Below are 23,304 nucleotides of genomic sequence, written 5' to 3' on the forward strand. Positions count from 1 at the left end.
GGTAAATACTTCTGCTTTTGCTCTTCAGAACCAAATTCATTAATAGGCACCATCACCAGAGAGCTTTGTACGCTGGCCATGGAACGATAACCTGAATCGACACGTTCAACTTCACGGGCAATCAGACCATAACTGACATAATTTAGACCTGCACCACCGTACTGTTCTGGAATGGTTGGACCCAGCAAACCTAATTCTCCCATTTCACGGAAAATAGCCGGATCGGTTTTTTCATGACGAAACTGTTCCAGTACACGCGGCATCAGTTTGTCTTGACAGTATGCTGCCGCTGCATCGTGAATCATGCGTTCTTCTGAAGTGAGTTGCTGTTCGATTAAAAACGGGTCTTGCCAATCAAATCTAATTTTTGTCGTCATTTTAATATTTCCTTATTTTAAAATTATGAGATTAGGCAGTTGCTTGTTTAATCATTTCACGCGCAATAATAATTTGCTGGATTTGTGTGGTTCCTTCATATAAACGGAACAGACGCACATCACGGTAGAAACGTTCAATTGAATATTCACTGATATAACCCGCTCCGCCATGAATCTGCAAACAGCGATCAGCTATTCGGCCACACATTTCGGTTGCAAACATTTTGGCACAAGAGGCTTCAGTCGTAACATTTTGACCCGCATCACGCAGACGCGCAGCATCCAGCACCATACATTTGGCTGCATAAATTTCGGCCTTAGAGTCTGCCAACATCCCCTGGATCAGCTGGAAATTCGCAATGGGCTGACCAAACTGTTTGCGTTCCACTGCATAGTTAAGTGCGTCTTGCAGCATACGCTCTGCCATGCCAACGCTATAACCGGCAATGTGCAGACGACCCTTATCCAGCACACGCATTGCTGTTTTAAAGCCGATCCCTTCTACACCGCCAATCAGTTGATCTTTATGCACTTTACAGTTATCAAAAATTACATCACAGGTATAGGAACCATGTTGGCCCATTTTCTTGTCAATTTTACCTAGGCTTAAACCAGGCGTGCCTGCTTCAACTAGAAATGCTGAAATAGCACTAGCACCTTTAATTTCTTGATTGGTACGTGCCATCACAGTAAATGTCGTAGCTCGTGGGGCATTGGTGATGAAGCGTTTAGTTCCGTTTAAAATATAATAATCGCCGTCTTTGACTGCACTGGTTTTTAAAGCAGCAGCGTCTGACCCTGAATCAGGTTCGGTTAAACAGAATGAACCAATAATTTCGCCCGTTGCATAACGCGGTAAATATTTCTGTTTTTGTTCTTCTGTACCGTCGATGATGATGCCACTTGAGCCAATGCCGTTGTTAGTACCAATTAAAGAGCGGAAGGCAGCCGATGTCTGACCCAACTCCATCGCGACCAGAATTTCTTCTTCCATGGTAATGCCTAAACCGCCATATTCTTCTGGAATCGTCAGGCCAAACAAACCCAACTCTTTCATCTGTTCCACAATATGTTCAGGAATGGCATTGTTCTCTTCTACTTCATGCTCAAGAGGCACCAATTCATTTTTTACAAAATTTCGAATCGTCGACAGAAGCTGGTCTAACATTTCTGGATCACGAATCATATAAATCTCCATGGATATAATTTAGGTAAATTCCTTTACCATTATTTTTGTTTCGCAATACGAAATAAATAATCACATAAAATCATTTTTAGCAAGAAAAATTACCAAAATTTTTATTTTTATCTTAAAAATGAAATTTTTCTGGTATTTGAGTTAAGTTGTGTTTAAGATTTAATTTCACAATGCGAAATATTACCAATGAAGAATCGTTGTGTTTATCAGCTTTTGAAGATAAGGCTGCATCTTTCTTCTTGAGGTAATGCTTATTAATTATTGCTATTGTGGTGAAAAATCGAAATTTTGAATGACTTTCTTTAACCTGAAAACCAGATGACTGCATGTTGTCTGGAAGCTTGGATAACTACATTCTTTCCGATCACAAATAATTTAGGTACTTTTTTCTACATTTTATCTTTTGTATAAGTGTTTTATTTTGTATCGTGAAATTATATTGTTATCATATTTACTAATTTAACCTTAATTGCCTTGAACATGACAAAAAATAAAACTGGTGAAATTCCCAATTTTGATGAAATCCGTTTAGACCCGATTTCACATATTCATAGAGAAAACAATCCTCAATTTATTGCGTCTATTGCGCGTGGATTGGAAATCTTGCGCTGCTTTTCTTCAACCAATCAATTACTTGGCAATCAGGAAATTGCACAATTAACCAACTTGCCTAAGCCGACTGTAGCGCGTATTACCAGTACCCTGGTTTCTTTAGGTTATTTAAAACAATTGCCTAATACCACAAAATATTTACTGGATGTGGGTGTATTGGCTTTGGGCTATGCAGCTCTGAGTAATATTTCTGCGCGGACTCAGGCTTATCCATTTATGGAAGAAATGTCGCGTTATTCTCAAGCTCCTGTGGCAATGGCTACACGTGACCGTTTGAGCATGATTTATCTGGAAGTGGTACATACAGAATCGACGCTGACCATGCGCCGCCCTGTCGGTTCTACCTTACCGATTCATAGCAGTGCCATGGGACGTGCCTGTCTGGCAGCAATGGATGTAAAAGAACGCGAATATTTATTTGATGCGATCAAAAAAAGAAATGAAGACCAGTGGCCAACCATTAAGCGTAATCTGGAACGTGCAATCCGTGATTATCAGGATTATGGCTACTGTCTGTCTTTAGGTGACTGGGCGAAAGATGTGAATTCCGTGGCAGTTCCACTGGTTCATCCCAAACATGGGATTTTAACGTTTAACTGCGGTGCACCAAGTTATCTGTTAAACCAGGAAAAACTGGAAAATGAAATTGGACCGCGTCTGATTCACATGGTGAATAATATTGCGATGAATCTCAATAACATATAAAAAATTAATCATCAGAGCGACATTAAGTCGCTCTTTCTATTGAATACCCAGGCTATACATCTTCTTACTTTACCCAGAATTTGCCGCAAACCTTTTTGATGCTGTGAAATAGATAAGATTTAAAAAAAAAGATAAAGTCCTATTTCAAATAAAAAGATCAAGAATAAGCTTCATAACCGATTTAGATAATGCTATAAATATCGCTATACGAAATTGGATTTTATATTATGAAAGATATAACAAGAGAATCAATGGAGTTTGACGTCGTCATCGTAGGCGCAGGCCCTGCGGGTCTTTCTGCTGCAATCAAAATCCGTCAACTTGCAATTGAAAACAACTTAAACGATCTGTCCGTTTGTGTCGTAGAAAAAGGCTCCGAAGTCGGTGCGCATATTCTTTCCGGTGCTGTGCTTGAACCGCGTGCCATGAACGAGCTGTTCCCGGACTGGAAAGAACAGGGTGCCCCGCTGAATGTCCCGGTGACTGAAGATAAAACTTTCTTCCTGCTGTCAGATGAAAAATCACAGGAAGCACCGCACTGGATGGTACCTAAAACCATGCATAACGATGGCAACTATGTCATCTCGCTCGGCAACGTGGTGCGCTGGTTAGGCCAGAAAGCGGAAGAACTGGAAGTGTCGATCTTCCCGGGCTTTGCCGCCTCTGAGATTCTTTATCATGAAGATGGCACGGTAAAAGGCATCCAGACCGGTGACATGGGTATTGGTAAAGATGGCGAACCGACACATAACTTTACTCCGGGTTATGAACTGCACGCTAAATACACGTTATTTGCTGAAGGTTGCCGTGGTCATTTAGGTAAGCGCCTGATCCAGAAGTTCAACCTGGACAAGGACGCCGATCCGCAGCATTACGGCATCGGCATTAAAGAGCTGTGGGAAATTGATCCAGTCAAGCACAAACCGGGTCTGGTGATGCATGGTGCCGGCTGGCCACTCAATGAAACCGGTTCTTCAGGTGGCTGGTGGCTATACCACGCCGAGAACAACCAGGTGACCCTGGGCATGATCGTGGATCTTTCTTATGAAAACCCGCATATGTATCCATTTATGGAAATGCAGCGCTGGAAAACCCATCCACTGATCAAGCAGTATCTGGAAGGTGGCAAGCGTATTTCTTATGGTGCCCGTGCCGTGACCAAAGGTGGTTTTAACTCGCTGCCGAAATTCACCTTCCCGGGTGGCTCATTAATTGGGGATGATGCCGGCTTCCTGAACTTCGCCAAGATCAAGGGTTCTCATACGGCAATGAAATCCGGCATGCTCTGCGGTGAAGCGGTATTTGAAGCGATTGCTGCCGGTGTAGAAAAAGGTGGTGATCTGGCGGTTGCACGCGTGGTAGAGGGCGAAGATTTCTTTGTTAAGGAATTGACTGCTTATACCGACAAGTTCAACCATAGCTGGCTGAAAGAAGAGCTGTACAGCTCGCGTAACTTCGGCCCGGCGATGCACAAGTTCGGTCAATGGATGGGAGGTGCATTCAACTTCATCGACCAGAACGTGTTTAAAGTGCCGTTCACCCTGCATGATCTGCTGCCTGACTTCAAGGCATTAAAAACTGTCGATGCAGTGAACTTCAAGCCGACCTATCCAAAACCGGATGGCAAGCTGACTTTTGACCGACTGTCTTCGGTATTTGTATCGAACACGGTCCATGAAGAAAACCAGCCTTCGCATTTGAAACTGACTGACCCGTCCATTCCGGTTGAAGTGAACCTGCCGAAATGGGATGAGCCTGCACAGCGTTACTGCCCGGCGGGGGTGTATGAAATCATGGAAAATAATGACGGTTCCAAGCGTTTCCAGATCAATGCAGCCAACTGTGTGCACTGCAAGACCTGTGACATCAAGGATCCTTCCCAGAACATCACCTGGGTGACACCGGAAGGTGGTGGTGGTCCGAATTACCCGAATATGTAAGGTAATTCTTGTGAATGTGAGAAATAAATTTATTTCTCACATTCATATACCCAATCTTGAAGCAGTTAGTATTAACACTTCACTTTAATTTTTTAGGTAATTCCAGTTCCCTCGGGAGCTGGAATTAATAAGTTAGAATAGAAAATAATATAAAAGATTGCATATAGGATCAGAGATAAAAATGGCCTACTCGAAACCGAGTAAGCCATTTTTAAGATTTAAAACAAATGACGAAAAATTTTAGTCATTCATCTATGGATTATTGCTGAGCCACAAACTTGGCACGCGCTGCATGCAATTTCTTATAGCTGTCAATTAAACGTAGATGACGATCCAGCCCTTCAAGCTGCATGTTGGTTTCGGTCAAACCATAGAAACGAACTGTTCCTTCGATTGAACCTAGAACGGCATCCATACGGGCATCACCAAACATACGACGGAAGTTGTGTTCATAATCTTCCAGTTCCATTTCATCATCCAGAATGACTTCCAGAACGACATTCATGGACTGGTAGAACAGGCCACGTTCAACGGTATTGGTATTGAACTGCAGGAATTGCTCCACCAGATCTTTGGCTTCTTCAAATTGCTGCAAAGCCACATAAATCAACAGTTTCAGTTCAAGAATAGTGAGTTGGCCCCATTCAGTATTTTCATCGAACTCGATACCGATCAAGGTTTTGATCTCGGTATAATCATCTTCATCCGCTTCTTCCAGACGCTCAACCAGTGCTTCCAGTTGTTCATCATCCAGGCGGTGCAGATTCAGGATATCTTCACGATATAACAAAGCCTTGTTGGTATTGTCCCAAACCAGATCTTCTACCAGATAAATTTCCGAATAGCCCGGTACCAGAATACGGCAAGCTGTTGCACCTAGATGCTGATACACCGCCATATAAACTTCATGACCCATGTTTTCCAGAATCGTGAATAATTCCTGAGCTTCATCAGCATTCGAATTTTGACCATTATTGGTGAAGTCCCACTCGACAAAATCATATTCTGATTTCGCGCTGAAGAAACGCCAAGACACCACACCGCTTGAGTCGATGAAATGCTCAACAAAGTTATTCGGTTCAGTTACTGCATTGCTGCTAAAGGTTGGTTTTGGCAGATCATTCAGACCTTCAAAACTACGGCCTTGTAACAACTCAGTTAGACTGCGTTCTAATGCCACTTCAAAGTTAGGATGGGCACCAAATGAGGCAAATACACCGCCAGTACGCGGGTTCATCAAGGTCACACACATGACCGGGAACTGGCCGCCTAATGAGGCATCTTTGACCAGAACCGGAAAGCCCTGTTCTTCCAGACCTTTAATACCTTCAATAATTTTTGGATATTTTGCCAGAACATGTACAGGCACATCCGGTAATGCGAGTTCACTTTCCAGAATTTCGCGTTTTACCGCACGTTCGAAAATTTCAGAAAGACATTGTACTTGCGCTTCAGCCAAGGTATTGCCGGCACTCATCCCGTTACTTAAGTAAAGGTTTTCGATCAGATTGGACGGGAAATAAACGGTTTCACCATCAGACTGACGTACAAATGGCAATGAACAGATGCCACGAGCCTTATTGCCCGAGTTGGTATCATAAAGATGGGTACCCAATAACTCATCTTCTGGATCATAAATTTCACGGGTATGTTCATCCAAAACTTCTGCAGGTAGTTCGCCATTTGGGCCTGGCTGGAACCACTTTTCATCTGGATAATGCACAAATTCGGCATTGGCAATATCCTCACCCCAGAACTGGTCGTTATAGAAGAAGTTGCAGTTCAGACGTTCAATAAATTCACCCAAGGCAGATGCTAGCGCACTTTCTTTGGTAGAACCTTTACCGTTGGTAAAACACATCGGCGACTGCGCATCACGGATATGCAAAGACCAGACATTCGGCACGATGTTACGCCAAGAGGCGATTTCAATCTTCATGCCGAGGCCCGCCAGAATTGCAGACATATTGGCAATGGTTTCTTCCAGCGGAAGGTCTTTACCCGGAATGAAAGTCGTATGGTCAGAAGCCAGATTTGGCATTAATAAGGCCTGAGCATCGGCATCAATGCTTTCCACTTCTTCAATGACAAATTCAGGACCGGTTTGAATCACTTTCTTGACGGTACAACGGTCGATCGAACGTAAAATCCCTTGGCGGTCTTTTTCAGAAATATCAGCCGGCAGTTCCACCTGAATTTTAAAAATCTGTTTATAGCGGTTTTCAGGATCAACAATATTGTTTTGCGAAAGGCGGATATTATCAGTCGGAATGTCACGTGCTGCGCAATAGACTTTGACAAAATAAGCCGCACAAAGTGCCGACGACGCCAGAAAATAATCGAATGGGCCAGGTGCCGAACCATCGCCTTTATAGCGGATCGGCTGATCGGCAATCACCGTGAAGTCATCGAACTTGGCTTCCTGGCGAAGATTATCGAGATAATTGACCTTAATTTCCATGTGGATACCTAAATATTCTTATGTGCCGTCACGGACAGATAAGATGCTGAATCTGAATATACAAGCCGGTTCACGGAGGAGAACTTGAATGAAAAATAGAAAATGGTCAGGTTATGCCATTTGACTAAGTGTCTGGATAACGCTGCCGAGAATGGGCGCTATTATAGAATTATTTTATGAAATTGATAATATTTGTCTGAAATTCTGCCAGATTAAACCAGACCTTCAGTCTTTCCTGAACTGCCGGAGCATGAATCAACTTCAAGTCATGAATTATATTATCAATTAACGTTACGGATAAGGCAGATTTTCACCTGCCTAGTCTGAGATAACTTTAGAAATCATAACTCAGTGCAAATACTGCAAGATTACGCTGCTTGTCATCATAGCGGTCATAACCGCCAAAGATATATTCACCTGACACACTCAACTGCGGTAAAAGCGCATAACTGAGTCCGGCAGAAGCATAACGAAAGGCAAACTGCTTTTCGGTATCGCCCAGTTCACCGCCCTCATATTTGCCTTCATCGTTAAAATAGCTCCCTGCTGCCGTAACGCTGGCATTCAGGCGATCATTCAATTGATGGCTCAGGTTAAGTGTATAAAAAGTATCGCCCTGATTGGCATAAGCCACATCATACAGATAGGTCGATATGCTGACCCCGATATTGGTCTGATCATTCAACGCACGACTTACATTTAAACCCAGCTCATTTCCGGTAGTATGCTTGCCGCCCGGATAATAATAGATTGCGCTCCATAGATCCCAGTCATAATTTTCGCTGCTATGGGTATAACCCAGCAGAAAGTCATGCTCGAATTTGTCTGAGCGATGTCCCGGACGCCCCTGCACTTCTGCATAAGAGTATCCAAGCGTAGATCCCCAATATCCGACATAAAAATTGCCATAAGCTAGATTCAGCGCTGCCTGTACAGCAACGTCGTCATTTTCAGGTGCATTGGTTAGACCACGGGAGATATATTTCGAAACCACACTGATATTTCCACTCGTTTCTATTTGTTTTACTTCCGCATCATCGGCATAACAGTAAAAACTTGAAACAGCAGCACAGCCAAACAGCACTGTTTGATTGAATATTTTCATAAAATATAAAATGTATTAAGCAAAGCGGAGATAAAATCGAAAGCAGTCGAGGTTTTATCTCCGTTTTGAGACAAAATTGAAATTCGCTTTACTCCTGCTTTACTAGACGACAGGAATAAAACCATGATTTAAGCGCGAGGTGCCTTGTAAAAAGGTGCAGATGAAGGTGCAAGAGGAGGCTTGCCACGAATATGGTCTGCCAGTTTTTCAGCGATCATAATCGTAGTTGCATTGAGGTTGCCGGTAATGATCAAAGGCATAATGGAGGCGTCAATCACACGCAGCCCCTGCATTTCATGTACGCGTCCATAACCATCGACAACCGCCATGTCATCCTCACCCATTTTACAGCTACACGATGGATGATACGCGGTTTCTGCATGATTACGAACAAATTCATCAATTTCAGCATCAGTTTGTAGATGTTTTCCCGGACTGATTTCTTCACCACGATAGGGATCCAATGCCGGCTGATGCATAATTTCCCGGGTAATCCGGATGGCATCGCGGAATTCACGCCAGTCCTGCTCGGTACTCATATAGTTGAACAGAATACGTGGATGCTCAAACGGGTCTTTGGATTTCAGACGGACACGGCCACGTGACGGCGAACGCATAGAGCCCACATGTGCCTGAAAACCATGTTCATGAATGGCATTGGTGCCATTATAATTAATCGCTACAGGCAGGAAATGATACTGGATATTAGGCCATTCAAATTCGTCTGAGGAGCGGATAAAACCACCGGCTTCAAACTGATTACTGGCCCCGATACCTTTACCTAAAAATAACCATTCAGCGCCAATCATCGGCTGGTTATACCATTTGAGTGCCGGATATAAGCTAACCGGTTTTTTGCACTTATATTGCAGGTACATTTCCAGATGGTCCTGCAAGTTTTCACCCACGCCTAGCAAATCCTGAACCACCGGAATATCCAGACTTTTTAACAGTTCGGCCGGACCCACACCGGAGCGTTGCAGGATTTGTGGCGAGGCGATTGCACCACCACATAATAAAACTTCACGATCCGCAAAGACCTGAATCGGCTGTAAGGTATTTTGTCCTTCAAAATACTCCACACCAATTGCCTGATTACGATTAAACAGAATACGGTTGGTCATGGCGTGGGTAATAATTGTGAGATTATCCCGGCCTTTGGCCATATCCAGATAACCACGTGCTGTACTGGAACGACGGCCTTGCGGCGTTACGGTACGGTCCATCGGCCCAAAACCTTCTTGCTGATAGCCATTCAGGTCATCAGTACGTGGATAACCGGCCTGTACACCTGCCTCGACCATGGCATAGAACAGTTCATTATTGCCATTTTTAGGTGTTGCCACCGAAACTGGTCCAGAATCACCATGATAATCATTGCCGCCAATATCGCGGGTTTCAGCTTTTTTATAATACGGCAGACATTCGGCATAGCTCCAGTGTTCTAGCCCTTTAAGGCTGGCCCACTGTTCAAGATCCATAGCATTACCGCGAATGTAACACATGCCGTTAATTAACGAAGAACCGCCCAGACCCTTGCCGCGCCCGCACTCCATACGACGATTATTCATATGAGGTTCGGGGTCGGTCAGATAGGCCCAGTTATAACGTCGTCCCTGTAGGGGATAAGCCAACGCAGCTGGCATTTGTGTTCTGAAGTCTAGACGGTAATCCGGTCCACCCGCTTCCAGCAACAGAACTTTCACATCCGGATCTTCAGTTAAACGCGCTGCGAGCACATTTCCTGCCGAACCTGCGCCGATAATAATATAATCGTAATTCATCCAATCCTCCCTTATGCGCTAAATACAGACTGGAAAGGACTGAGTTCGACCTGAACTGACTTGGTCTGGGTATATTGCTGTAGCGTGACAATACCGTTTTCGCGACCAACACCCGAATGTTTATAACCACCAACTGGCATTTCTGCCGGTGATTCGCCCCAGGTATTAATCCAGCAAATGCCAGCTTCAATTTGATGAATAATACGGTGCGCACGTGCCAGATTCGGTGTCACGACACCAGCTGCCAGACCATACTCGGTGTCATTGGCTCGACGAATCGCCTCTTCTTCTGAGTCATAACTCAGAATACTCATGACTGGACCAAAGATTTCGTCACGGACAATCGTCATGTCGTCACGGCAATCGGTAAATACCGTTGGTAGCACATAAGCGCCTTGCGCAAACTGCTCATCTTCAGCACGGCCACCACCACACAATAAGCGTGCACCTTCGATCTTGCCCTTTTCAATATAGCTCAATACTTTTTCCATATGAGAGAAGCTGGACACTGGACCAAAATTGGTCTCAGGATCAAGTGGATCCCCCATACGGATATAAGGAATACGCTGCAAAATCTTTTCTTCGAATTCTGCTTTTAAGGCTAAAGGTACAAATACGCGGGTACCATTGGTACAGACCTGACCGGAACTGTAGAAGTTGGCCATCATGGCAATATCTGCTGCCAGATCCAGATCGGCATCTTCACAGATAATCAGCGGGGATTTTCCACCCAGCTCCATGGTGACTTCTTTCAGGCTCGAATTTGCAGCTTGGGCCATAACTTTTTTGCCGGTTGCGACACCACCGGTAAATGAAACTTTGGCTATGTCCAGATGTGAAGTCAGATAGCCACCAATTTCACCACTACCGGTTACCACATTGAATACGCCATGCGGCACGCCTGCTTCAGTATAAATTTCTGCCAGTTTTAATGCAGTTAGAGGCGTCACTTCACTGGCTTTAAAGATCATGGCATTGCCTGCTGCCAGTGCAGGTGCCGATTTCCATAAAGCGATTTGAATCGGGTAATTCCATGCACCAATCCCGGCAACCACACCCAAAGGTTCACGGCGGGTATAAATAAACGAACTGCTTCTGAGCGGGATTTGCTGGCCTTCTAATGCTGGCAAAATACCTGCATAGTATTCGAGTACATCTGCACCTGTCGCAATATCGACGGTGGATGTTTCACTGAAAGCTTTACCACTGTCGAGACTTTCTAAACGCGCCAGCTCGTCATTACGTTCACGAAGAATAGCGACAGCCTTGTTCAAAATACGGGAACGTTGAATCGCCGTCATTTCTGCCCAGACCTTTTGTCCTTGCTGTGCCGATTCAACAGCGCGATCGATATCTTTTCGCGTACATACTTGCACGTCTGCCAGAACTTCGCCTGTTGCAGGATTAATCGTTTGAAACGTGCTATTGGACGTTGCATCGACATACTGTCCATGAATATAAGGACGTTGCAGTTTGAAGGTTGTCAATGGAATTTCCTCGCAGGTGGGTTATTTGAGTTGTTGTCGGATATATTCACTACACAGTTCAATCGGCAGTTCTGGATCAATTTCGCCACTTACCAATGCTCCTCTCAGCCAGAATCCGTCAATCAATGCTGCCAGACCTTGAGCGGCTTTCTCTGCCTGGTCTTTACTCAACTTTTTCATGAATTCATATTTGAGATTGGAATGTAAACGGTAATGATTGATCTGCTGTAAACGGTGTAATTCAGGTTGGTGTAAACTGCTAGCCCAGAATGCCAACCAGACTTTCATGGCTGCCTTGTCCGTTTGTGGAGCAGAAAAATTACCACGTACGATCGCCAGTAAGCGTTGTTCCGGCATGTCATCAACCTGCATCTTTATCTGTGCAACAGATGTACCTAATTGCTGCAACAAGTAACGCATTGTGGCTTCAATCAAGCCATTTTTACCTTTAAAATAATGACTTATGATGCCGTTTGAGACACCTGCCCTTTGAGCAATCTGACTGATTGAGGCTTCTGCAAAACCCAGCTCATTGACTGCAGCTAAAGTGGCGTCGATAAGTTGCTGACGGCGGATCGGTTGCATACCAACTTTGGGCATAGGTCTAACCTGAATAACGGATATAACAATAGAAAGTTACTTTGCTAAAAAAATAGCGGAATGATGTAACAATTAATAAACGCTTTTTTAATTGAACGTTCAATTAATAAAAATTATAGTGCCAGCTCACCCTTGATGTACAGCGCAGTTTGTTTTGGATTTGCAAAAGTTTGTAATTCACGAAAACAGGGAAGCTTTATGGCATGTTTTTACTTTTAAATCACACTGCACTGTAGATCATCCGGCAACAAAACGATGGTCATGGATTTATGCAAAAGAAAAATGAAGAGATGCAAGATGGTCTGAATAAAGTAGTTTTTTATTTTTCGGCGACACTTATTCTGCTGTTTTCTATCATTACCATTTTATTTAATGAACAAGCCAATCAAGTCATTATTAATATTTTAAACTGGGTCAGTCGTACCTTTAGCTGGTATTACCTGCTGGCGGCAACGCTGTATCTAGTTTTTATCATTTTTATTGCCTGTTCTCGTTATGGCGAGATTAAATTAGGTCCCAAACATTCCAAGCCAGAATTTAGCCTGCTGAGTTGGTCGGCGATGCTATTTTCTGCCGGGATCGGGATTGACCTGATGTTTTTCTCTGTGGCGGAACCACTTTCTCATTATATGAATCCCCCTGTAGGCGAAGGCGAAACCTTTGAAGCTGCGCGCCAGTCCATGGTGTGGACCCTATTTCACTACGGCTTAACCGGCTGGAGTATGTATGCGCTGATTGGGGTCGCCCTGGGTTATTTCAGCTATCGCTATAATTTACCGCTCACCATCCGATCAGCACTCTATCCTATTTTTGGAAAAAGAATTAATGGCCCGATCGGCCATACTGTGGATACGGCTGCGGTACTCGGCACGATTTTCGGGATTGCCACCACCTGCGGGATTGGCGTTGTGCAATTAAATTACGGCCTGCATGTGCTGTTTGGTTTACCGGAAAATATCTGGATTCAAACTGCACTCATCGCCGTTGCTGTGATTATTACTATTATTTCAGTCACTGCAGGTGTCAATAAAGGCATCCGGATCCTGTCTGAAATTAATATCTATGTGTCAATTGGGCTGCTGCTATTCATTCTATTTGTAGGCAATACCGAGTTTTTATTAGCCGCCTTGATTCAGAATTTTGGTGACTATATCAGCCAGTTCCCGAAGCTTTCTTTAACCAGTTTTCCTTTTGAACAACCCAAAGAGTGGATGAATAGCTGGACCCTGTTCTTCTGGGCATGGTGGATCGCCTGGTCACCTTTTGTTGGTCTGTTCCTGGCCCGTATTTCCCGTGGTCGTACCATTCGCGAATTTGTCACCGGGACTTTGGTTATTCCTCTGTTATTTACCCTGACCTGGTTGTCTATTTTCGGTAACAGTGCTTTATACAGCGTGATTTTTGATGGTAATACTCAACTTGCTACGACAGTTTTAGAAAATCCGGCACATGGTTTTTATGATCTGCTGGCGCAGTATCCAGGCTTTATGTTTACAGCAGGTGTCGCCACCATTACCGGCTTGCTGTTCTATGTGACCTCAGCGGATTCAGGGGCATTGGTATTGGGAAATTTCACGACCAAATTCACTAATATTGAGCATGATTCACCACGCTGGCTCAGTGTGTTCTGGGCCATTGCCATCGGTTTGCTGACTTTGGCTATGCTCATGGCGAATGGCGTGACAGCATTACAGAACACCACGATTATTATGGGTCTGCCTTTTAGTTTCGTCATTTTCTTTGTGATGGCGGGACTCTATAAGTCCTTGCGTCTGGAGGATTTTCGTCAAGCCAGTACCAGCCTGAATGCGGCACCTGTGGTCGGTAATGTGGATATCTTGAACTGGAAGAAGCGTCTGAGCCGGGTCATGCTGCATCCAAGCCTGTCCCAGACCCGGACCATGCTGGACAATGTCTGCAAGCCGGCCATTGAGGCCGTTGCAACCGAGTTAATTGACAAAGGTATTCAAGTCAATATTCAGGAAAAATCACTTGAGGAAGAACCTGAACTGTATCATCTGGATCTGACTATTCAGCTCGATGAAGAAGAAAACTTTGTCTATGAAATATGGCCGGTACGCTATGACACGCCAAATTTCAGTTCACGTGGTAAACGAACCAAACGTTATTACTATCGCCTGGAAAGTTATCTGTTTGAAGGCTCTCAGGGCAACGATCTGGTCGGTTATAGCAAGGAACAGGTGATCAATGACATCCTGGATAAATATGAACGTCATATGATGTATCTGCACATTAACCGGATCAGCCCAGGTAAACGTCCGCTGTTCCCGGATCGTGAAATCTAGGATTACTCAACTACGGAAGGACGCAATGATGTCAGAAAGTTTGAATGCTTTTGCCCTGTTTTTCTCCCTGCTCAATCCATTTTTGATGAGTATCTACATGCTCGGAATTATCCGTAATTCCGATGCAAAAGTCTTCAACATGGCATTGATTCAAGGCAGCCTGATCAGCTTTATTGTGTTCATCATTTTTGCAAAAACCGGTGAAGCCTTCTTTAATGAAGTCTTGCATGTACGGTTTGAGTCCTTCCAGATTTTTGGCGGTATTATCTTTCTGGTGATTGGCTATCGTTATGTCTTTGAAGGTGCTGATACGATTGGCGTGATGCGTGGGGCACCCAGTCATCTGGCGGGCACGATTGCCATGCCGTTTATGATCGGTCCGGGCACCATTTCGGCTTCTGTGATTACCGGGATTCAGCTCAGTTTAATGCAAACCATTCTGGTGATTTTCTCAACCCTGTTTCTGACCTGTAGCTTGCTAATTCTGATGAAATACCTGCATGATCATTTACAGCACAAGTATTCAAACTATATTGACCTGTATGTCGATATCGTCGGTCGTGTTGCAGCGCTTTTAATCGGTACCATTGCCATCGATATGATCGTGACAGGTATTACAGGAATATTAGAAACCTGATAAATCCGTTCTATCAATAAATAAAAAGAGCGGGAAATATCCCGCTCTTTTTTTAATTTTTAAATAATTAAAATTTAAATGACACACCGGCATAAGTAGAAAAACCTTCACCCGGTGAAGATCGGGCAAGATCTGCACCCCGATCGTCATAACCTGGAATCACGACTGCTGCATATTTTTTATCGGTAATATTTTTAAAGTTAATCCAGGTTTTCCAGAACTGATGTTCTGGTGCATAACCCAAGTCAACACCCCAGATCTGATAGTCATCACTGAATCGGCTATTGGCATAATCATGTGCCATTTTGGACGCATATTCTGTATTCAGGCCAATATACAGGCCGTTGTATAATGCATAACTGAGCTGTGCCTGATATAGATGTTTGGGTATGCCCGGCAACTGGTTCTTGCCAAACAATGGATCATTTTTATACTGGAAATCGCTAAGCGTATAAGCCTGTTGCAGACGCAATTCGCCATATCGGGATTCATGCAATGGCGTATCCAGACTTAGCTCCACCCCTTGATGAATGGTTGGCGTGGCATTGGATTCAACAGCAATTGGTTCGGAAGGTCGTTCTGCTCCATCTTCATAGGTTTTGATCAGTTCTGAAGTTAGCAGTTCATTTTTCACTTTGGAATAGTAATAGCTCAGTGCCCAATCGCCAAAGACTGATTGTCCTCGGCCACCCAGTTCCAAGCTATTGGCGGTTTGTGTATCCAAGTAAATGGGAGCACGCACCCGGCCAGAAGCAATGCCACTGTCAAAATAATAAGGCGAAGACCATACCATAGACCAAGGGTGCGTCGGTTCAATGCTGCGGCTTAAATTGGCAAACCACTGTACATCGTCATTCGCTTGATAAGTCAATCCAAGACGTGGTGCAAAATTCCATTCATAACGGCTGACTTCCGGGCTGGCTACTGGATAAGTCACTTCACTTTCCCGATGGGTATAGGCTGCTGCGAATCCCAGATCCAGTTTGAACTGATCATTTAATGCAGTTTCCTGATCAAATTGCAGCACGTTGTCTGAACCCCGATAGGTATAACGGCGAGTAACCGTATCTGCCGGATATAATGTTCCATCAATGGACATATCGCGTCGGATGGTTTCCGTTACCCCACTGTTTGGGCGATGAGTCGTGCTGCGCAAGGCAATACGCCCCTGATGCTCCAGACCTAGAAACTGGTAAGGCTTTTCATACTGGAAGCGCGCCGTAATATCTTCATAATCGACATTGGTACGATAACTACTTTCACGTAAATCCAGAGGATAATGGTGATAGGCCAGACTACCGGTCAGTTTGGCATCATCCTGTAAATTCCAGGTCGTAGTATTGGCCAACCAGGTACTGCCCGGCTGAATCCGTATGGCATCCACTGCCAAATTAAAACTATTCGCTGCTTCAGGATCATTCTTGAGCTGTTCTTGCGTAATTCGTCCCGGAGTTAAATGCTTGCTCTCACGGTAACGGGCATAAAAACGGGTTTCGATATCCGGACTAACTTGATAGCCCAGATTAAAAGCCAGACCTTTGCCATCGCCTTGAGCATGATCCTGAATTCCGTCAAACTGGTTAGCTATTACCGCCAGATAATAATCTGATTTATCCAGCTTTCGGCCAGTACTAAACTGATATTTCTGATAACCATGGCTACCCATTTCATATTTGAGTTCAGAGCCATCCTGATCAGCGCCAGTCTTGGATTTATAGTTAATTGTTCCGCCTAAAGACAATCCACCCTGTTTTAAACCGTTAGCACCACGATACACCCCGACATGATCAATCCACCATGGCTCGAGCAGCTCATAAGCTGTACCGCCCGGTCCTGTAAACGGAATATCATCAATCATGATATAGGTACCAGAGGCATGCGCGCCTGAAGTGCGGTTAATTCCTGAGCCACGGATTGAGACTTTTACTCCTTCATTTCCCGCAGACTGGGCATAAATTCCTGACTGCAAACGGAACACATCGGCCGTCGTTGCAAGTCGCTGCTGTCCTAGCTGCTGCTCACCAATGAAATTTGTTCCTCCTGAAACCTGAGCCAGTTCTTTCTGAGATTGCTGTTGCGGAGTGGCATTTTTTTCAGCACTGATCACGATAGTATTCAACTGTTGAACGCTACCCGGTTCCCTAACCGTTTCAGCATAAACATAACCCGATAAAATCGACAGGATCATGAGGCTAAGTGGGCTTTTTCTAAGAGGTATTTTTGTCATATGCATGGCGAGTTTATACAGTCCTGTATAAGTGGTCCTGATCTGCTTGAGATGTGGATTAAAAATCTTGCTGTAGCATAGATCAACCTTGGTAATTTCAGGAGTTATTTTGTGCCAAAAAATTGACTGATCAGCGTATGTTTTTAAATTTTATTTAATCTTTTTATTAAAAATGAATTTGCAAGATCAGAACTATATCCCTACAAGTTCCTGGAATTTAAATTTTAAGTAATTGATATTTAATAATATGATATTTAATTCTGCACAGATACATTCCCACTTGGCAAAATGTAATACTTGTCAGAAATTATGATCGACTAAACCAGTTCATTAAATACGAAAGCTGGATTAAACAGCTGTATCAGCTTATAGATCAATCAAAATGATGCAGACCAGGAAAGTTAAAATTAAAAAATCCTGACTAACAGGATTTTTTAGCAGTAATAAGTCTAAAGATATTCAATTTTTCATTGATTAGTTGTAATAAGCCTGCCTTTTTTTGGAAAAACGGTCCAGCTGTTTCAAGAAGCCTTCAAAATAATCTTTCTGCTTTTCTTCTGTACGATAGCCAGCGTATAAAGTACGGCGCAATCCTTCAGGCGCCACACAGTCTAAACGGCGTGAAGTCACCCAGCCCTTTTGTTCATATTCATTTACCACCCAGTCTGGCAATGCACCAATCCCGCGCCCACTGGCTACCAGCTGGATCAGCATTTGGGTTAAATCAGTGGTACGAATAGCTTTAGGTAATACATTAGCGGGGATAAACAGACGCGACATGATATCCAAACGGTGTTTATCCACCGGATAGGTCACCAGCGTTTCTTCAGCCAGCTCCTCAACAGTAATATGTTTCGCTCTTACCAAGGAATGAGTATTGGATAAAACCAGGCGTGATTCGTATTCAAAAATCGGAAAATATTCAATGCCTTTGAGTGCAATTGGATCAGCAGTGATCAGCAGATCAAACTCTCCAGTTTGCAGTAATTCATGGGGATTCGATTCAAAACCTGAGGCAAAGTCCAAGTCTACATCCGGATATTGCATCCGGTACTGGTTAAGCAATGGCATTAGCCAGTCAAAACAGCTATGACATTCGGAAGAGAAGACAATTCTCCCGGTCTGACCATGCACAATACGGCTGATATCACCCTGTGCACTTTGAACTTGCGGTAATATTTCATCTGCCAGTTTTAATAACCGTAACCCCACATTTGAAAAACTTACAGGACGATTACGCCGGTTTACCACTTCAACGCCAAACCACTGATCAAGCTCACGTAGCTGATGTGATAAGGCCGATGGTGTTAAACATAAATCACTTGCGGCTGCAACCAGGGAGCCATGCTCCCGCAGAGCGGTCAGGGTTCTTAAATGGCGGAGTTCTATCATGGGAAATACCGAAAATTCAAAAAGTAATCACATTTGTTCTGTCTTTAGCATACCCCAATCGCTCACAATTAGTTATTTTTTTTCATTTAAATTGAAAATTAATGAGTATGACTCATCTAGGATTGTCATAAGTTAAAATTATAATTTTTATACAGTTAATTATTTTAATTAAATTCCCCCCATAAAATATTGCTTAAACTTACAGCTGCAACACGTTAGAAAAATAACTCAGGCATAAAACTCACAGACTAATTTTGCTGTATTCATACAATAAAAACAGACAGTATTTTAGAGGATAAAAGACCATGCAGAATCCAATCGATCGAAATGATGAAGAACTCACTGAAGAACAACTTGATCCGCAAGAAAAACAGGATCGGGAAATCCAGCGCGGTCAATTAGGCATCCAGGATCCACAGCGTCAGCGGGATCAATTGCGTCAGGAAAAACAGGATGAGGAACAAATTCAGTAATTTTCCCTGAGATGCAAAATAAAAAACTCCCCATATTTTAAAATATGTGGGGAGTTTTTTTATTTATGAGCATTGCAAAAATTCTGGTCTATCTATTCCAAACCCTACATTTTATCTATCAGATCTAGGAAGAACGGTAAAGTCTTTTATATGGCTGCTATTTTACTGTTTCGTCTCTGTACTGGCTTTTGCTTGTAGGGGTTGAGCTTGTGTCTCTGCCACTTTTTTCTTGGCCTGAATTTGTGCCACTTTTTCCTGATTCTTTTCAGCAAAACGTAAGCCTCCATCTCCCGCGAAACTGGTTTGGCTCATCACAATGGAGCTACTCGCGATTAAGATCAGCCTAAAAAATTGAAGTTTCATGTCTTATCTACCTTTTTATTCTAGTGGTATTAAAAATAAGCAATTATTATTCCAATGTTTTTATGCTTATTTAGATTTTAACTGCATTTGCTATTTTATAGAGATAATCTTCAAAAACACAGAGTCAATCATCGTAAAAATATAAAAATATGCAATAAGAATAAATAGATATTTTGACTGCATCTCAGCTTGAATCAGATCCGATTTTTTACTCCAGTCAAAAAAATCGTTGAACAGCCTATTTGAATTATTTTCATTGGCTAAAATACAGTGCAAACACCCAGAGCAATAACAAAAACAGAATCACTGTGCAGGATTTCCAGAAAGTGACTGGATGCTTTTCAAGCATAGGACGTGAAACTGATTTTTTAAATTTGAGATCTGGGTGTTTCAGATCATATATAAATGCTGAAAGTGCTTCATAGCGCTGCTCTGGACGAATAGAAAGCGCTTTTTTAAAGATTGCGTCCAAGTCATGTGGCAGATCCGGTCGATACTCATAAAGTGGATGATATCGAACCTGCTTTAAGGCCTTTTCGGTCTTGCAGCGCGCGAGGTCTGTCCCATAAGGCAATTGTCTGGTCAATAAATAATAACTCATCACCGCCAGCGAGAACTGATCTGATTTTACTGAGGGCGAACGTCCAATAAAATACTCAGGTGCCATAAAGGCCAAAGTTCCTAAAGGACCGTCTGCATGTTTGGGATTCAGTTCAACCAGACCTCTGACCGCGGTCGACCCATAATCAATCAGTTTCACTTTCAAGGTATCAACTGGTTCGAGCAGCATGATATTTTCTGGTCGTACATCTTGGTGCAGCATTTCAAGACGGTGCATGGCATTCAATGCTTTGGCCACCTGTTCAATGATAGGAAGCAACTGCTGTAAAGTTAAAGCTGTTTTTTGACGATGCAGCCAGCGACTTAGGCTTTCCCCTTGCAAGTATTCATAACTTTGAAATAAAAACTGCTTGCTGCCCTTATGCGGATAACATTGCAGCAGATTTTCATGTTTTAAGCGTTTCGATACCCAGTCTTCTAGCTGGAATTGTTCTACGGCTTTCAGGTCATCCTGCACATCAACAGACAAGGTTTTAATGACCAGCTGATTTTGTGTCGCTTCATCACGCGCCAAATAGAGGCTGCTGCGATGATTTTGGTGCAGGATTTTATCAATTCGATAACCTTCAAACAGGTCGCCATGACTCAGCTGTTGCGGAAATAAAACATGGCTCTTGATATGAAAGGATTCCTCCTCAGGCAACTGTTCCACTTTAATGATTTGAATGGTGAGATTGTCATCACTACCCCGCTTTAAGGCCAGTTCGATTATCGACCTGGCAATGATATCCAGATGTTGTTTCTGTTGCAGCATCTCCGAGATGAGCTGCATCTCCATAAATTCATAGACACCATCTGTCATCAAGATAAATAAATCATCTTCACATAATTCAAGCTGCTGATAATCGACATCGATACGATGGTCGGCACCCAGTGCACGACTTAAATAATGTTCTGTTGATGACAGGAAAACCCGGTGATCAGCCGTCAACTGTTCAATGGCTTGTGCCTGAATGCGATAAATCCGGCTATCGCCTGTATGAAAAATATGCGCCCTGTTTTGTTTCAAAATCAGTGCACTAAAGGTGCAAACATAACCCTGATCCTTATCAAAACGCCCGCGGCTCTGCTGGGTTTGTGCATAGAGCCAGGAATTGGTCGCACGAATGACCCGTGCCGCTGAAGTTTGGGTACTCCATGCATCTGAAGTCGAATAATAATCCGATAGAAAACTGCTGACCGCAGTTTCTGCTGCAATATGACTGACATTGCTGCTGCTGATCCCGTCTGCAATTGCACAGGCAATTCCCTTACTGCTAAGCGCGTGGCCTTCAGGAATATAGACCCCGTGAAAATCCTGATTCTGTGCTTTGATTCCAGCAGAAGAATATTGCCCAATGCTGATCTTTAATTTTTTATTCATTTTAAATACTCAAAAAGGGATCGAATCGATCCCTTTAATCTCAAGACATAAATCATCATGCTTAGATTAGAATTCTTTTTTAGCGCCAGTACGTACATGCGTGGTATAGAGCGCCAGACCTGTCAGTGCCAGACCGCCCACCAGATTCCCCAGTGCAACCGGTAACTCATTCCACAAGAAATAGTCTGTAATCGAGAAATCACCGCCCATCATCATGGCAAATGGGAACAGGAACATATTCACGACTGAATGTTCAAAACCCATGGCAAAGAACAGCATGATCGGCATCCACATCGCGATGAATTTGCCGCTGACCGTGGTTGACATCATGGCACCAATTACACCGAGTGATACCATCCAGTTACACAGCATGCCGCGGATAAAAATCGTGATCCAGCCAGCAAGACCATATTCGGCATAGCCTAAAGTCCGGTCTTCACCTATATGGGCAATTTTCACCCCGACCGCATTCGGTTCAGCGGCGAAACCCATGGTATAGACAGCGGCCATTAACACTGCCACGGTTAAACATCCGGCAAAGTTACCTAAAAAAACCAGACCCCAGTTTTTTAAAATACGTGACCACGTCACCCCTGGTCGTTTGTCTAGCCAAGCCAAAGGGGTCAATACAAATACCCCAGTGAGCAGGTCATAGCCCAAGAGATACAACATGCAGAAGCCAACTGGAAATAACAGCGCACCAATCAGCGGTACTCCTGTTTGTATACCCACAGTGACTGCAAATACTGCTGCCAGTGCCAGAATTGCACCTGCCATAAAAGCACGAATCAAAACATCACGCGTTGCCATATGAAGTTTTGCCTCACCGGCATCAACTACTTTTTTTGCAAACTCTGCAGGAGCAAGATAAGCCATATTTTTATCCCCTTTATATAAATAACTTGCCTGTTTGCAAATAAAAAACGCCTAAAGTCTATTTCAACCCTAGGCGTCTTTGCCTTGCATTATTCAAACAGATTAATCGTGTCATGGCGCCATTGCCATATTTAATATAGATAAAAGCAAATAGCGTGCCACTCATTTTAAATGACTAATAAAAATAATATAAATTATTTTAAAATTTAATCCTTATACTTATATTGGCACAATCTCTGCATTATCTATAGTGGTCATTTTTTAAATATAGCTATTGGAGAAGATTATGATTAGCCATCGTCAACAAGTGACAGACATGATTATTTCAGCGAAAGTTTTAAAGTCTATCAAATGGGCAGATGTCGCTGAAGCTATAGGCCTTTCTAAAGAATGGGTGACTGCTGCATGTTTAGGTCAGATGGCTTTTAATAAAGAACAGGCTGAAAAAATTGGTGAAATATTTGGGTTGACTGACGAAGCCATTGCCTGGCTGCAAATTGTACCCTATAAGGGTTCTCTGCCAACTAGTGTGCCGACAGATCCGCTGATTTATCGCTGGTATGAGGTTGTCAACATCTATGGTATGACCATTAAAGAACTGATCCACGAAGAATTCGGAGATGGAATTATGAGTGCAATTGATTTCAGCATGGATATTCAACGAGAGAATAATCCAAACGGAGATCGGGTGAATGTCGTATTATCCGGAAAGTTTTTACCTTATAAAACTTATTGATCTACTTTTTTTAAAAATAAAAGCCATTATTAAAATGGCTT

At 43.2% G+C, this 23,304-nt stretch carries 18 protein-coding genes; 6 read left to right on the forward strand and 12 right to left on the reverse strand.

The genetic code is table 11. The annotated features are described in order from the left end of the window. On the reverse strand, positions 1 to 377 hold a 377-nt coding region (locus tag AY607_RS14005), incomplete at its 3' end, for an acyl-CoA dehydrogenase family protein (protein ID WP_171255317.1). Positions 378 to 408: 31 nt separating this feature from the next. Then, entirely contained in the window at positions 409 to 1,563 is a 1,155-nt protein-coding gene (locus AY607_RS14010; protein WP_064102957.1) for an acyl-CoA dehydrogenase family protein, read from the reverse strand. Positions 1,564 to 2,055: 492 nt separating this feature from the next. Between AY607_RS14010 and AY607_RS14020 the strand changes: the two genes are divergently transcribed. Together AY607_RS14020 and AY607_RS14025 are read left to right on the forward strand one after the other, a co-directional pair. After that, on the forward strand, positions 2,056 to 2,892 hold the full coding sequence (locus AY607_RS14020) for an IclR family transcriptional regulator (protein ID WP_064102868.1): 837 nt from the start codon (positions 2,056 to 2,058) through the stop codon (positions 2,890 to 2,892). Between the two features lie 227 nt (positions 2,893 to 3,119). Further along, a complete protein-coding gene (locus AY607_RS14025) occupies positions 3,120 to 4,832 on the forward strand; it encodes an electron transfer flavoprotein-ubiquinone oxidoreductase (protein WP_064102869.1) in 1,713 nt (570 codons plus the stop codon). A gap of 259 nt (positions 4,833 to 5,091) precedes the next feature. On the opposite strand, the gene AY607_RS14030 is transcribed toward AY607_RS14025, so the two are convergent. The 5 genes from AY607_RS14030 to betI form a co-directional block, all read right to left on the reverse strand. Next, the gene (locus tag AY607_RS14030; RefSeq protein ID WP_064102870.1) at positions 5,092 to 7,293 is read right to left on the reverse strand and encodes an OsmC domain/YcaO domain-containing protein; all 2,202 of its coding nucleotides are present in this window, start codon (positions 7,291 to 7,293) and stop codon (positions 5,092 to 5,094) included. Positions 7,294 to 7,627: 334 nt separating this feature from the next. After that, complete coding sequence (locus AY607_RS14035; RefSeq protein WP_064102871.1) at positions 7,628 to 8,398, reverse strand: hypothetical protein; 771 nt, start codon at positions 8,396 to 8,398, stop codon at positions 7,628 to 7,630. Positions 8,399 to 8,526: 128 nt separating this feature from the next. After that, positions 8,527 to 10,182 (reverse strand): choline dehydrogenase, encoded by a 1,656-nt coding sequence (betA, locus tag AY607_RS14040; protein WP_064102872.1) that lies wholly within the window; start codon positions 10,180 to 10,182, stop codon positions 8,527 to 8,529. A gap of 11 nt (positions 10,183 to 10,193) precedes the next feature. Further along, positions 10,194 to 11,669, reverse strand: coding sequence for a betaine-aldehyde dehydrogenase (gene betB, locus AY607_RS14045; protein ID WP_064102873.1), 1,476 nt, complete (start codon positions 11,667 to 11,669; stop codon positions 10,194 to 10,196). Between the two features lie 21 nt (positions 11,670 to 11,690). Then, on the reverse strand, positions 11,691 to 12,269 hold the full coding sequence (gene betI, locus AY607_RS14050; RefSeq protein WP_064102874.1) for a transcriptional regulator BetI: 579 nt from the start codon (positions 12,267 to 12,269) through the stop codon (positions 11,691 to 11,693). Between the two features lie 269 nt (positions 12,270 to 12,538). Between betI and AY607_RS14055 the strand changes: the two genes are divergently transcribed. Both AY607_RS14055 and AY607_RS14060 read left to right on the forward strand, forming a co-directional pair. Continuing rightward, positions 12,539 to 14,575 carry a choline transporter gene (locus AY607_RS14055; RefSeq protein ID WP_064102875.1) on the forward strand — a complete coding sequence of 679 codons (2,037 nt, stop codon included), beginning with the start codon at positions 12,539 to 12,541 and terminating at the stop codon, positions 14,573 to 14,575. Positions 14,576 to 14,600: 25 nt separating this feature from the next. Continuing rightward, positions 14,601 to 15,212 (forward strand): MarC family protein, encoded by a 612-nt coding sequence (locus AY607_RS14060; RefSeq protein WP_225215744.1) that lies wholly within the window; start codon positions 14,601 to 14,603, stop codon positions 15,210 to 15,212. 67 nt (positions 15,213 to 15,279) lie between these two features. On the opposite strand, the gene AY607_RS14065 is transcribed toward AY607_RS14060, so the two are convergent. Both AY607_RS14065 and AY607_RS14070 read right to left on the reverse strand, forming a co-directional pair. Next, entirely contained in the window at positions 15,280 to 17,445 is a 2,166-nt protein-coding gene (locus AY607_RS14065) for a TonB-dependent receptor family protein (RefSeq protein WP_064102876.1), read from the reverse strand. Between the two features lie 468 nt (positions 17,446 to 17,913). Beyond that, a complete protein-coding gene (locus AY607_RS14070) occupies positions 17,914 to 18,831 on the reverse strand; it encodes a LysR family transcriptional regulator (RefSeq protein WP_064102877.1) in 918 nt (305 codons plus the stop codon). A gap of 305 nt (positions 18,832 to 19,136) precedes the next feature. Here AY607_RS14070 and AY607_RS15080 point away from each other — a divergent pair, with 305 nt between their 5' ends. Further along, on the forward strand, positions 19,137 to 19,304 hold the full coding sequence (locus AY607_RS15080) for a hypothetical protein (RefSeq protein WP_171254973.1): 168 nt from the start codon (positions 19,137 to 19,139) through the stop codon (positions 19,302 to 19,304). Between the two features lie 162 nt (positions 19,305 to 19,466). On the opposite strand, the gene AY607_RS14075 is transcribed toward AY607_RS15080, so the two are convergent. The 3 genes from AY607_RS14075 to AY607_RS14085 form a co-directional block, all read right to left on the reverse strand. Then, positions 19,467 to 19,667 carry a hypothetical protein gene (locus tag AY607_RS14075; protein WP_064102878.1) on the reverse strand — a complete coding sequence of 67 codons (201 nt, stop codon included), beginning with the start codon at positions 19,665 to 19,667 and terminating at the stop codon, positions 19,467 to 19,469. Between the two features lie 253 nt (positions 19,668 to 19,920). Beyond that, positions 19,921 to 21,651 (reverse strand): bifunctional protein-serine/threonine kinase/phosphatase, encoded by a 1,731-nt coding sequence (locus tag AY607_RS14080; protein ID WP_064102879.1) that lies wholly within the window; start codon positions 21,649 to 21,651, stop codon positions 19,921 to 19,923. Positions 21,652 to 21,717: 66 nt separating this feature from the next. After that, positions 21,718 to 22,527, reverse strand: a complete 810-nt coding sequence (locus AY607_RS14085; RefSeq protein WP_064096757.1) for a formate/nitrite transporter family protein — start codon at positions 22,525 to 22,527, stop codon at positions 21,718 to 21,720. A gap of 286 nt (positions 22,528 to 22,813) precedes the next feature. Here AY607_RS14085 and cynS point away from each other — a divergent pair, with 286 nt between their 5' ends. Beyond that, the gene (gene cynS / locus AY607_RS14090; protein WP_064102880.1) at positions 22,814 to 23,263 is read left to right on the forward strand and encodes a cyanase; all 450 of its coding nucleotides are present in this window, start codon (positions 22,814 to 22,816) and stop codon (positions 23,261 to 23,263) included. The last annotated feature ends 41 nt before the right edge of the window (positions 23,264 to 23,304 follow it).

The sequence above is a fragment of the Acinetobacter sp. SFA genome (assembly GCF_001647535.1).
Taxonomy (GTDB): domain Bacteria; phylum Pseudomonadota; class Gammaproteobacteria; order Pseudomonadales; family Moraxellaceae; genus Acinetobacter; species Acinetobacter pecorum.